Raw genomic sequence first — 12785 nt, forward strand, 5'->3', positions numbered from 1 at the left:
GTCTTGATTCCGCAAACAAACTCCATCATCCCGCAATCAAACTAGAAATCCAAATGTTGAATCCTTATGTAGTGCAAAAAAACTGATTTAAAGAGCATTCTCCACTTCAAAACATCAAAAAAACCCATCTTGCCCGAAGGCAAGATGGGTTTCGATAGTTTGCGGCGTTCCAAGCCACGTTCCACAACGTGTTCCTAAAAGGAGTGCTTGTCCGTCTTACGCAAACGAGCTCATCGCGTAGTTAACAATAAAGTATTTGTTGGGATAAGTCAACTTGTGGAATTCGAGATACTCCCACGTGGAAATTCTGAATCAAGGAATCAAATAAGAAAAATCACAAATAGAATGAATTCCGTTAGTAAAACACTGGTAAATACCAATAAAAACCTTTAAAGACGAACTATTATTTGGAAAATATTATTTAATGTTCGTAAAAATGTTGACCGACATTCTTCTATTTGTTATAGTTACCAAGTGATAAACATTATATCGCTCGTATAAATTCGGTAATATGGTCCGAATGTTTCTACCAGGTTCCCTTTAAAGAACCGGACTACGAGCTAGAGTTTTGATTGCTTGGCGTGTGTAGACTCTCCGACTCAATTTATGCTTTGGCTCCAAAGGTCCGACCGGTAGAAGCCGATCCTGGATCTTTTTTTGATCCAATTACCGAATAGAGCATACACCTAGGAGGAATTCACATGACAAAAATGAAAACAGCTATTAGCAAACAAATGCTAGTATCCATCATGGCGATGGTTTTATTGGTCGTATTGGCAGGATGCAGTTCTACAACTGAGTCAAGCGAAACAAACAAAGAAAAAGAAGAAACGAAACGTCCTATTCTCATTCAAGGTCCAATGCCGATCGAAGCTGAGAAATTCGCAGAGCGTTTGGAGAATGTTGAAATCGAAGAATCAGGATCTACATATGAATTTTATATCGGTACAGTAAATGATTATCCTGTTATTGTTTCAAAAACAGGTAAAGGTATGGAAAACACAGCAGCTGCAACAGCGATTGCGATTGAAAAATACAATCCGGCTGCCATCATCAACCAAGGTACATCAGGTGGACATGATCCAGAGTTGAATGTTTTTGATATCGTCATTGGTGAACGCACAGTTAATATCGGTTCGATGAAGACAGGCGACCGTGCAAAAGGAGAAGGCATTGAAGCAACAGAATGGAAGCCGATGGACGTTATGGCTTCTGAAGGAAGTGCCGGAGAAGATCCAAATGCTGAGAAGGCGCGTTACTATGATGCAGATCCAGATCTTTTAGCTGCAGCTATTAATGTGAAAGATAGCTACACACAAGGTAAAGTGGTTGAAGGTACCATTGGATCCGCAGACGTATGGAATAATGAAGTCGACCGCATCAATTGGTTCCATGAAAACTTCGAAACTTCTGTTGAAGAAATGGAATCAGCATCATCTGCAATGATTTCAAAAGCATACGATGTACCGTTCTTAGCAATCCGTATTTTATCAAACAATAAAACAAACGACGGCAAATATAACCCAGACACAGCCGCTGCAAATCAAGAATACGTTTACGAAGTCGTACAAGAATACATTAGGTTTTTAGAAAGTAAATAAAAATAGTGTCCAAATGAAAAAGCATTCTCACTCTGATTAGTAGAGAGAATGCTTTTTCCTATTTCACAATATGATCAATTGTCACTTTATCCATCTTGCCTTGTCTTGGTGTTAACCAAGCAGCAAGTTCATAAGTGGCAGGTTCGAGGTCAAGTGGTGGAATTTCCAAGTCGTAACTTAGTTTATCTCCGCTATCAATAGTTTCTTCACCTAAAGCTTGTGCAAATACACTGACAGACGAAAAAAGGAAAACTACTTCGCCGCTGTCATTTGTTAATGAAAAGTCGAAGCGTTGGCTACTCGTAAATTCGAAAGTTTGCGTTTCACCGGTTTCATTTACTAAACTATAGCGATAAGTATTGTCGTTAATTTGTTCGATTGCCGGTTTCATCTCTGCAACTTCCTCACCATTTGTTTCGGTTTCTTCAATTGTGGGTTTTTCAGAATCGTTATCGGTTTCGTCACTTTTCTCGGTTCCACAAGCTGCTAAAAATAAGACAGCAAATAAAATCAAAAATGCTCCGAGCCAGTTAAATCTTTTCATGATGCTTCCTCCTAATCGATTTAGAAACAAGAAACTTGCTTTCTCATAAGAACGTTGAGGTACCTGAAAAGTTACACGACTAATTAAGAATCGACTGAATATTTTAATGGCCGCCTACACATTAAGACGCTCACACTGTAGAATAGGGATTATGAGATTTCGCATTATTCTATTAGCTGGATGAAAGGGGAACGAAATACATGAAAACAGACTTCCATTTTTCTAAAGAAATTGAAAGAGCTTTTAAAAACGACCCACCTGGTCAGTGGATGTCTCCAATGCCAGCAGGATGCTTGCGTCTTAGTTCGGGATATCCAGCGCCATCGCTTGTTCCTTCTGAAGAAATTAAACAAGCGGTTGCTCGCTTACTAGATGAGGAGCGAGACTTACCACTACATTACATAGGTAGTCCGAGAGTTCCGCAATTAAAAGAGTTTCTTCAAAATCGAATGGCGCAACGCGATGTAGAAACGGCAAACGATGAATTGCTTGTCACGTCTGGTGCTTGTCAGGCAATTGATTTGATTGCGCGTATTCTTCTAGACGATAAAGCAGTTGTTGCTGTCGAATCACCGACTTATATGGAAGCATTGGAAATTTTCCAAAACTATACAGAGCATTACATTACCATTCCAATCGATGAAAACGGATTGCAAACTGAAGTATTAGCAGAAATGTTAGCCGAGCGTAAAGATAAAGGCTTACCCATTCCGCGATTGCTTTATACCATTCCGACCTACCAAAATCCGACAGGTACAACTTTGTCACTCGCACGCAGACAGCATGTGATGGAACTAGCAGAGCAATATGACTTTCTTGTTTTAGAAGATGACGCTTATGGAGAGTTAGGTTTTGGTGAAAGGCCACGACTATTAAAAGCGATGGACACTCAAAACCGTGTAATTTATGTAGGTTCATTATCGAAAGTTGTAGCGCCAGGCATGCGCATCGGTTGGGTAGTAGCGGACAAACGATTAATTGCGCCGTTAAGTTGGTTTAAAAAAGATTTAGATCATCCGTTTGACCAAGCGACGATGGCTTCATTTCTTGAAGCAACTGATTTTGACGAGCATTTGGAAAAGTTAACAACTGTATATGAGTCTAAATGTGCCACAATGTTATCGGCTTTAGAAGAATTTTTGCCACCTTCTGTTTCGTGGTTTGTGCCAAAAGGCGGTTACTTTGTGTGGGTTCAAATTCCGGATGTTGATACTTCAAAAATGCTGCAGGAGGCATTTGCTGCAGGTGTAGCTTTTGTTCCAGGAAAATACTTTTTCTTAAATCAGCAAGAAGGTCTACAGTATTTAAGATTGTCATTTAGTTATGCAAGTCATGAAGAAATTGTTAAAGGTGTGGAGTTGTTAGGAAGAGTAGTAGGGACACATATCGTATCAACAGCTAAAAATGTAGAGTAATATACTAGCTATTCTAAAGCACGTTAAAACAACCAAACTCGTCAATCTATTGATGAATTTGGTTGTTTTTTATTTTTTCAATATAAGAATAAAAGAATATAAGAATTGACTATATTTTCAGAATACTGTAAAGTTAATACTACTATTTGAGAAAATCCGGAGATTTCTAACGGGCGCTCAAGAGCTAGAAGTTTCCAAGACAGGAGGAACTGCTATAGGAAGAACGAGACATTTAGAGAAGGAGGAATTTAAATGAATATAACAGCAGCACTCAGACAAAATGCTAAACGCTTTCCAGACAAGGTGGCCATTTCTTGTGATGGAAGAACTTACTCATACCAAATACTAAACGAAGAAATCAATCGAATGGCGAATGGACTAGTAGAAACTGGCTTACAAAAAGGTGATAAGGTTTCGCTATTTATGAAAAACTCGGATTATAATGTTCTAGCATTTTTTGCGGTTTTAAAAGCTGGCGGTGTTGCCGTGCCTGTTAATTACCGGTTAAATGCAGAGGAAAGTGGATACATTTTCGGACAATCCGAAAGTAGATTTATTTTTTGTGATGCCGAATTTGAGGGTATAATTATAGAAGGAAAGGGACGAGCAACCTCACTTCAACAAGTAATTGTCCATCCTACTCCTGTAAATAACGATTATCTGAGTTGGGAAAGTGTATTAAGCGACAGTGCATTAGAACCGTCGGTCGAAGTATTAAATACCGATAATGCTGAAATTCTTTATACATCTGGCACTACTGGAAAACCAAAAGGTGCGTTGTTTGATCATCAGCGTCTTGCAAATGTCAGTGCGTCGTTTGTTTTTGGTGTCGGACTAGATGCTGAGGACCGTATTCTTCATGCAGTGCCACTGTTTCACTCGGTTCAATTAAACCTTTATTTATTCACTGGTATTTTGCTTGGAACGTCCAACATCATCTTATCTGAATTTGATCCTGAACATGTAATCCAGGCAATTGAAGAATTCCAAGTATCTGTGTTCTTTGGCTTACCAGATATGTACGAAGCTTTATTGCTTGCACCTAATGCAGAAACAGCTAACTTGTCTTCTGTCACCAAATGTATGTATGGGGCAGATCCCATCGATCCGGAACTTGTCAAAAAAGCAATGGATTTTTTCGGTCACCAGCAATTTTATAATTTATGTTTGCTAACTGAAGGTGGACCAGGAGGAGTCTTTTTACTACCAGAACAGCATGAAGCTAAATTGGGATCAGGTGGAAAGCCGATGTATTTCATGGAAGTGCGGGTAGTGGATGATGACTTTAAAGATGTTCAACCCGGTTTGATTGGTGAATTTGTTATAAAAGGCAATACCGTGATGAAGGAATATTACAACAAACCGCAGGAAACAGAAGAAGCTTTCCATGACGGATGGTTATTGACTGGAGATTTAGCGACAATTGACGAAGATGGGTTTATCTCGCTCGTTGATCGTAAAGCAGACCGCATCATTTCAGCTGGAGAAAATATTTTTTCGATTGAAGTAGAACAGGTCACGGCAAATCATCCTCAAGTGGCAGAAGCAGCAACTGTTGGTTTACCAGAAGAAGAGTGGGGAGAGATTGTGGGTGTCATCATTGTGCCTGAAGAGGGAGAAACGATCGAAGAAGATCAATTAATGGATTACTACTTGGAGCATCTTCCTGGATATAAAATTCCTAAGAAATATAAGATTGTTGAGTTGTTACCGAAAAATGCTTCAGGAAAGATTATGAAATACAAACTACGGGAGCTGCATATTAGTGAATTTGAATGGTTCCGAAAAGTTCCGGAGAGCCGATATTAACTTTACAGCTCTATTAAAATGCCCCGCAGCCAATAAAAGGCTACGGGGCATTTTTGTGTGTTTAAGTTATTGAAGCTTCGTAGATGTCTTTAATAGAGTTTTCTAGCATTGCGTTAAATTCTTCGTCTGTTTGATTGGCATTAACGCCTTCAGATAGAGCACGCGAGAAGCTAGCGATTAGCCCATTATTAGCTGCTAATTTTTGATTGGCGTCATCACGTTTGTAACCACCAGACAAGGCAACTACGCGAACAACGCGTGGATGATCAATCATTTCTTTGTAGTAATTATCTTCTGTCGGAATCGTAATTTTGATCATTACGTTTTGATCTTCGTTTAATGAGTCCAAATGCTTGAGCATTTCCTCTTTAAGAATTTTTTCGGACTGTTCTTTGTCTTTACTGTTAATATCCACTTCGGGTTCTAGAATTGGCACTAAACCAGCAGCAAGAATTTGTTTGCCAACTTCAAATTGTTGCTCTACTACTTTTTTAATCCCATCAGCATTTGCTTCTTTAATAACAGAACGCATTTTTGTGCCGAAAATATTGCGTTCGTTGGCACGTTTTAATAAGTCGTCTAAGTTAGGCATTGGTTTCATCACTTGAACACCATTTTCTTCATCTGCAAGTCCTTTGTCGACTTTCAAGAATGGTGCAACGCCTTTTTTCTCCCATAAATAATCAGGTGTATACTGACCTTCTACTTTACGGTCCATTGTTTGTTCAAAAAGAATTGCGCCAACAATTGAATCGGAATTGAAAGAAGGAGCAGTCATAACACGTGTCCGCATTTCGTGGATTAAGTCATACATTTCTTCTTCTGAAGAATATTGATTTTCTGATACGCCATAAAGTGCTAAAGCTTTTGGTGTACTTCCGCCACTTTGGTCAAGTGCCGCAATAAAACCTTTTCCATTTTTCACAAAGTCCATTTGTTCCTGATTCATCATCCCAACTCCTTAAATAAATTTTGTAAGTCAATTGGTCTATTAAAAATTTACTGTAAAGAAACTCTTTCACTGAATATTGTAACAATAATTAGAAGAAACTACAAAAAATTATTAATCCAACCTTACTTCAGGTTTTCCCTGAATAAAAACGACTAAACGTATTTACTCCAATCAAGTCCCGCAGAATGTTTGATAAGGACCGCTCGTTGGCTCTGGAGGTGATGTGTAAGCTTCTTGTTCTGGTAAATGAGCATACGGATTAGCTAATGCTTCCAACAGCTTGTGCAACGGTCTGTAATCTCCTTTGAATTCTGCTGCTTCTAATGCTCTTTCAACTCGGTGATTGCGAGGGATAATTGCTGGGTTATTATCACGCATTAGTTGCTGACTTTGGTTTATGTTCTCCTCTTGTCGTTCGAGACGTGTTTGCCATGAGCTATGCCAAGCTTTGAAATCCTCTGTGTTGAATAGTTTGTTGCCTTCAAGCTTATCGAAAGTTAATGCACGGAATGTATTGGTATAGTCGGCATTATTGCTATGCATTAGGTTTAGCAATTCTTCTACTAATGCTAAATCTTTTTCTTCTGTATTAAAAATACCTAGTTTTTTGCGCATGCCAGACAGCCAATTGCTTTCAAATAGCGCAATGTATTTACTTAGCTCAGCTTGTGCGATACTAACAGCTTCTTCAGGTGTGTCGTGCAGTAGTGGCAAGAGACTTTCACCAAAACGAGCCAAGTTCCAACCGGCAATCATCGGTTGATTGCCATAAGCATAACGACCTTGTGCATCGATTGAACTGAAAACAGTTTTCGGATCGAAATTGTCCATAAATGCACAAGGGCCGTAATCAATGGTTTCACCGCTTATGGCCATGTTGTCAGTATTCATCACGCCGTGAACAAAGCCAACCAATTGCCATTTAGCTATCAATGCCGCCTGACGCTGAATGACTTCTTGGAACAATTTTAAATAGCGATTGTCACCTTCTTGAATATGTGGGAAATGTCGTTGTACTGTATAATCCGCAAGAGCTTTTAAATCTTCTTTTTCACCAAAGCGTGCGGCGTATTGAAACGTGCCAACACGGATATGGCTGTCAGCAATGCGTGTCATGATGGCTCCAGGAAGAGGAGTTTCACGCCGAACCATTTCACCGGTTTCCACAACTGCTAAACTACGAGTAGTTGGAATGCCAAGTCCGTGCATGGCTTCGCTAATCAAATATTCGCGTAGCATCGGTCTCAGTGCTGCACGACCATCGCCGCCTCTCGAATAAGGCGTCCGACCAGAACCTTTCAACTGAATGTCTACACGATTACCAGCAGGTGTTCGTTGTTCACCAATTAATAAAGCGCGTCCATCACCAAGCATGGTGAAATTGCCAAATTGATGACCGGCATAAGCTTGAGCAAGGGGAATGCTTCCTTCTGGAACTTCATTTCCAGCAAGAATCGCTACACCTTTTTTGCTCGTTAACTCATCTGGATCTAAACCAATTTTAGTTGCCAGTACTTTATTGAAAATAACCAGTTTGGGTGCCGGTACAGGATTGACCGAAAACCTGCTATAAAAAATTTCAGGCAGAAGTGAATAACTATCCTCGAGCTGCCATCCAATACGAGTTTGTTCTTTTTTATTCATGATAAATTCTCCTTTACCAATAGGATATGTATTCATTATACCTTCTTAAATCTGCAAACATGCATCTGCTGTTTGAGTGGTGTGTATAGAGTCGTAACCGAAAGCCTTTATATTTTTAGCCAAAACTAGAATTTCTCTAAAAGATAAGCATGCTCATAGCTTTAGATGGGTAAAGAACTAGATAAGGGGGGAATCGAAATGACAATTACAACACAATATATATTTGAACCATTTACTTTTACCTCGGGATTAACTGTGAAAAACCGAGTTTTGATGGCGCCTATGACGACCTCATCTTCTGATTCTAATGGGGACGTCTCGGATGCTGAGTTATTATACTATAAGCGACGCGCCGAGAGCGGCCTAGGGGCAGTTATCACAGCGTGTGCACATGTCGAACCACTCGGAATTGGTTTTCCAGGACCTTTTGGTGCAGACAGTGATGAGCGTATCGACAGTCTGAATCGTTTGGCGACAACTATTCAAGAAGGCGGTGCTAAAGCAATTTTACAGCTTTACCATGCTGGTCGTATGTCGAATGAAAAATTATTAAAAGGTGAACAGCCAGTTTCTGCAAGCTCAGTTCCCGCGTTGCGACCTGATGCAGAAACACCACGTGAAATGAAACAAGAAGAAATCGAAGCAACAATAAAAGCGTTCGGGGAAGCAACAAGGCGTGCAATTCAGGCTGGATTTGATGGAGTGGAAATTCACGGTGCCAATACCTACTTGATTCAGCAGTTTTTCTCCCCGCACTCCAATACGCGTACCGATCAATGGGGAGGCGATGTTGATGGGCGAATGGCATTTCCACTCGCTGTCATCGAGTCGATCCAAGAAGCTGTGACAAAGCATGCTGATAAACCTTTTGTGGTAGGTTATCGTATTAGCCCAGAAGAGCGAGAAGTGCCAGGAATTACGATGGACGACACGTTGAATTTCTTAACTGCCATCGCTGACCAAGGCATCGATTATGTTCATGTTTCTGTCGGACGGTTTTTTGGTGGATCTATCCGTGAAGAAGACAGTCGGTCCCGTGTAGAAATCATTCAACAACATATTGGTAATCGTGTCCCAGTCATCGGTGTGGGTGGATTGCAAACCTTAAGTGACGTTAAAGAAGCGTTAGCCGTCACGCCGTTAGTATCACTTGGCCACGCATTAATTATGGATCCAGACTGGCTTTCAAAAGTTCAAAAAAGCCGTGATAAAGAAATTTACCAAGCTATCTATATAAGCAAAAGAGACCAATTAGAGATTCCGGAAAAACTTTGGAATATGGTTACTAATGCACCCGGGTGGTTCCGAGTAGAAGAATAAACTAAAAAAAGCGATTTTTGGTTTATTTCCAAAAATCGCTTTTTAATGTTACTCAATGCTCGCTATTAAAGGGAAACGAAATGCCAGTTAATTGTTCGGATACAGTCCAAAGTTTACGAGAAATTTCAGAATCGGTTGCTTTACTATGTGGCGTTCCTAATGCAGGATATCCTTTTCGTTGAAATTGACCAAGTGGTCCAATGTATTCCCCACCTGTTAAACCAGGTTCAGTTGCAGCGTAAATACTCGACAAGGCACCCATATGAGGTGGTTGAAGAAACAAATTAGCGAGACTTTTTAGAACAGCTGGAATTTCTCGATTGCCAAGCTTTAAGATATTTGTAGCAGAAACGCCTGGGTGGCATGCAACACTTATTGTTTGGAACCCATGTTTTTTAAAACGTTTGTCTAGTTCTAATGCAAAATACAAATTAGCTAATTTACTTTGATTATAGAATTTTTTGGCTTGATAGCCTGTAGCTCCGTCAAGATTACTGAAATCAATTGAACCACGGCTATGGGCACGGCTACTAACGGTCACAATTCGTGAGTCAGGAGTTTTTTCAAGCAATGGCAGAAGTAGAGCAGTCAATGCAAAATGGCCAAGATGATTGCTGCCAAATTGCAATTCAAAGCCATCTACAGTTTTTCCAAAAGGTGGTGCCATAATCCCTGCATTATTGATCAACAAGTCGAGTGTATCGAACGATTTTCTAAACTGTTCCACAAACGACCGAATGCTATCTAAACTGGCAAGGTCGAGCGACATCACAATGATTTCGGCCGACCCATGTAGTTTCAGTAACTCTTTACGCGCTATGTGTCCCTTTTCGGTATTACGAACAGCAAGGATGACTCTTGTCTCCATTCCTATAAGACCTTTCGCCGTTTCAAATCCGAGCCCGCTATTACTACCCGTAATAACAGCAGTTTTTCCTGTAAGCATCTAATCACGTCCTTTACTTCTATTTTCCGATTTCCGATTACCGGGCATGACTGTCTTTCATTTTATCGGGTCTTTGAGTGTTTTGGAAATCATAATTTGGCAATCGATTAGAACGGGCGTTAAAATAGAGGAGAGAAATACATATAAAGAAAAAAGAGCACACTGGCGATTATCAAAGCTATTCAAAAAAGGGGCGTTGGGTATGGGCTATGTAGAAGAGTTACGAAAAGTTGTTGGGCACAGCCCGTTAATATTAGTAGGTGCAGTGGTAGTTCTAGTTGACCCAGATGGACGATTGTTACTAGAGGAACGAAAATTTCCAGAAGGTTTATGGGGGCTTCCTGGTGGGTTAATGGAACTGGGAGAATCAACTGAAGATACAGCTAAAAGGGAAGTATTAGAAGAGACAGGACTTACCGTGAGTGAACTAAGACTGATCAATGTATATTCAGGACCCAACCATTTCGTGGTGGCTAAAAACGGAGACGAATATTATGTCGTGACAACTGCTTACTATTCAGACGTCTACAGCGGCGAGTTAACTGTCGATCATGAAGAATCTTTGAGCTTTAAATTTTTTTCTCCAGAAAGGTTACCTGCCAAATTAGTCGGCAGTCATTGTACTGTGATTAAAGAATTTCTAGAGCTTCAGTGTTCTGCAGAAGTATCTAGCAAGTAATAGGCGTTTTAAATTCAAGACAAAAAGACACGATCATCTTAATAAATGATCGTGTCTTTTTGTTTGTAGAACTATTAAGCAAAATCGAATTTTACGCCGGTAAGCTTTTCAGAAACGTCCCAAAGCTTTTCAGATACTTCTTGATCCCGAGCAGATGCATGAGGGGTATCGAGTGCAGGATAGCCTTTTCTTCGTCCTTTGCCGTCTGGCCCGATGTATTCGCCACCTTTAAGTTGCAAATCTGTCGCTGCATAAACCGTCGACAAAGCACCCAGTGCGGGCGGTTGTAAAATCGAATGCATGAACGATTTCAAAAATTGCGGTGCGTCTCGCTTTCCAATTTTAAAAATATTGGTCGCAGAAATCCCTGGATGACAAGCAACGCTCAAGATTGGGATGTCGTGTTCTTTAAAGCGTTTATCCAATTCTTGTGCAAATAATAAATTGGCAAGCTTGCTTTGACCATAAAATTTCATCGCTTTATAGCCTTTAGAACCGTCCAGATTGTCAAAATCTATACGTGCGCCTCTATGGGCTAGACTGCTAAGAGAAACTACACGAGAATGCGGTGTTTTTTTCAGCATGGGCAGCAATAGCCCAGTCAAGGCGAAATGACCAAGGTGATTACTCCCAAATTGCAGTTCAAATCCATCCTCTGTTTTCGAATAAGGAGGACCCAAGACACCTGCATTATTAATCAATAAGCTGAGTGAATCATATTGGTTTTGAAAATTTTGCGCGAATAGGCGAACACTTGCAAGGTTTGCTAAATCTAGCTCCATCACAGACACTTGTGCTTCTGAATCGCTTTCGAGAATTACGTCACGAGCGGATTGACCTTTTTCAATATTGCGTACAGCCATCACGATATGTGTACCGAGACTAGCAAGGACTTTTGCAGCTTCTAGGCCGATGCCGCTATTCGCCCCTGTAATAATAGCTATCTTTCCATTTAGATGTTCCAACCTATCAGCTCCTGAATAATCGACTTAATACTTACTTAAAAGTACCATGCCTTTCGCTAGGTAACAAATAGGAGAGTTAGAAAAATTTCCTTTACATATTTTTATCGATTAAGGGTAAAGGTAATTATCAATTAGAATCGGGAGCGATAAGATGGAAAAAAATGAAAAATTAGCAGGCTTGGCCTTTTTGCTATTACTTGGCGGACTCGGCCTTGCTTCGCTATTTATTGTGTTATTTGCAGAATTGGCTGAGGAAGTTATGGAAAAAGAAGTAGAGTTTTTTGATGACTTTGTCATCAACTTTGTTCAAGCAAGTTCGAGTTCGACGATGGATACAATCATGTTCTTTTTAACTGAAATGGGATCTGTATGGTTTTTAACCTTATCGTCCATTATTGTTTTACTGGTATTAGGAGTAAAAATGAAAGATAAATGGGGCGTATTATTTTTTATTATTGCCATAGGTGGGGGTTCTCTTTTAACCTTGTTGCTGAAGCATTTATACCTCCGAGATCGTCCAAGCATTAACGAGGCAATCGATGCAGTCGGCTACAGTTTTCCGAGCGGTCATTCAATGGGCTCGTTAATTTTTTATGGCTTTGTGATTTATCTTGTTATTCGAACACGTCAGCGACCTTGGATTCAAATGACCGCGGTTAGTGTATTGAGTTTGCTTATTATTGCAATTGGTACAAGTCGGATTTACTTGGGAGCACATTTTCCAAGTGATGTGTTGGCAGGCTATATCGCAGGTCTTATCTGGTTGATGCTTAGCTTAATTGCATTAGAATGGATTCAGTGGCACAGCAAAAGTCCAGTGCCACCTGTTCAAGCACTACGTCATTTACTTGGGCCCTTATACAAATCCGTCCTTACAAAGATCCCTTTTTTCTCAAAATAAAATAGTGGA

General features: G+C 40.1%; 11 protein-coding genes and 1 riboswitch. Of the genes, 6 read left to right on the forward strand and 5 right to left on the reverse strand.

Annotation, left to right across the window (positions count from 1 at the left end; all coding sequences use genetic code 11):
- The first annotated feature begins 473 nt into the window (after window positions 1-473).
- Window positions 474-576, forward strand: a riboswitch (purine riboswitch).
- Window positions 577-722: 146 nt separating this feature from the next.
- On the forward strand, window positions 723-1601 hold the full coding sequence (locus tag PLANO_RS03350) for a 5'-methylthioadenosine/S-adenosylhomocysteine nucleosidase (protein WP_442956648.1): 879 nt from the start codon (window positions 723-725) through the stop codon (window positions 1599-1601).
- A gap of 58 nt (window positions 1602-1659) precedes the next feature.
- Here the strand turns inward: PLANO_RS03350 and PLANO_RS03355 are convergent, their stop codons facing one another.
- Window positions 1660-2145, reverse strand: a complete 486-nt coding sequence (locus PLANO_RS03355; RefSeq protein ID WP_038702992.1) for a BsuPI-related putative proteinase inhibitor — start codon at window positions 2143-2145, stop codon at window positions 1660-1662.
- Between the two features lie 200 nt (window positions 2146-2345).
- Here PLANO_RS03355 and PLANO_RS03360 point away from each other — a divergent pair, with 200 nt between their 5' ends.
- A complete protein-coding gene (locus PLANO_RS03360; RefSeq protein ID WP_038702994.1) occupies window positions 2346-3560 on the forward strand; it encodes an aminotransferase-like domain-containing protein in 1215 nt (404 codons plus the stop codon).
- Window positions 3561-3812: 252 nt separating this feature from the next.
- Window positions 3813-5369, forward strand: coding sequence for a class I adenylate-forming enzyme family protein (locus PLANO_RS03365; RefSeq protein WP_038702996.1), 1557 nt, complete (start codon window positions 3813-3815; stop codon window positions 5367-5369).
- A gap of 61 nt (window positions 5370-5430) precedes the next feature.
- Here the strand turns inward: PLANO_RS03365 and PLANO_RS03370 are convergent, their stop codons facing one another.
- Together PLANO_RS03370 and PLANO_RS03375 are read right to left on the reverse strand one after the other, a co-directional pair.
- Window positions 5431-6318 carry a fructose bisphosphate aldolase gene (locus tag PLANO_RS03370; protein ID WP_038702998.1) on the reverse strand — a complete coding sequence of 296 codons (888 nt, stop codon included), beginning with the start codon at window positions 6316-6318 and terminating at the stop codon, window positions 5431-5433.
- Between the two features lie 174 nt (window positions 6319-6492).
- Complete coding sequence (locus tag PLANO_RS03375; RefSeq protein WP_038703000.1) at window positions 6493-7965, reverse strand: protein adenylyltransferase SelO; 1473 nt, start codon at window positions 7963-7965, stop codon at window positions 6493-6495.
- A 198-nt stretch (window positions 7966-8163) separates the two neighbouring features.
- Here PLANO_RS03375 and PLANO_RS03380 point away from each other — a divergent pair, with 198 nt between their 5' ends.
- Window positions 8164-9285 carry an NADH-dependent flavin oxidoreductase gene (locus PLANO_RS03380; RefSeq protein ID WP_038703002.1) on the forward strand — a complete coding sequence of 374 codons (1122 nt, stop codon included), beginning with the start codon at window positions 8164-8166 and terminating at the stop codon, window positions 9283-9285.
- Between the two features lie 52 nt (window positions 9286-9337).
- Here PLANO_RS03380 and PLANO_RS03385 read toward each other — a convergent pair whose 3' ends face one another.
- On the reverse strand, window positions 9338-10231 hold the full coding sequence (locus tag PLANO_RS03385) for an oxidoreductase (RefSeq protein WP_038703004.1): 894 nt from the start codon (window positions 10229-10231) through the stop codon (window positions 9338-9340).
- Window positions 10232-10433: 202 nt separating this feature from the next.
- Between PLANO_RS03385 and PLANO_RS03390 the strand changes: the two genes are divergently transcribed.
- Complete coding sequence (locus PLANO_RS03390; protein WP_038703006.1) at window positions 10434-10910, forward strand: NUDIX hydrolase; 477 nt, start codon at window positions 10434-10436, stop codon at window positions 10908-10910.
- A gap of 74 nt (window positions 10911-10984) precedes the next feature.
- Here PLANO_RS03390 and PLANO_RS03395 read toward each other — a convergent pair whose 3' ends face one another.
- Complete coding sequence (locus PLANO_RS03395) at window positions 10985-11875, reverse strand: oxidoreductase (protein ID WP_038703008.1); 891 nt, start codon at window positions 11873-11875, stop codon at window positions 10985-10987.
- Window positions 11876-12026: 151 nt separating this feature from the next.
- Here PLANO_RS03395 and PLANO_RS03400 point away from each other — a divergent pair, with 151 nt between their 5' ends.
- Complete coding sequence (locus PLANO_RS03400; RefSeq protein WP_038703010.1) at window positions 12027-12776, forward strand: phosphatase PAP2 family protein; 750 nt, start codon at window positions 12027-12029, stop codon at window positions 12774-12776.
- The last annotated feature ends 9 nt before the right edge of the window (window positions 12777-12785 follow it).

Source organism: Planococcus sp. PAMC 21323, from assembly GCF_000785555.1.
In the GTDB taxonomy this organism is placed as follows: domain Bacteria; phylum Bacillota; class Bacilli; order Bacillales_A; family Planococcaceae; genus Planococcus.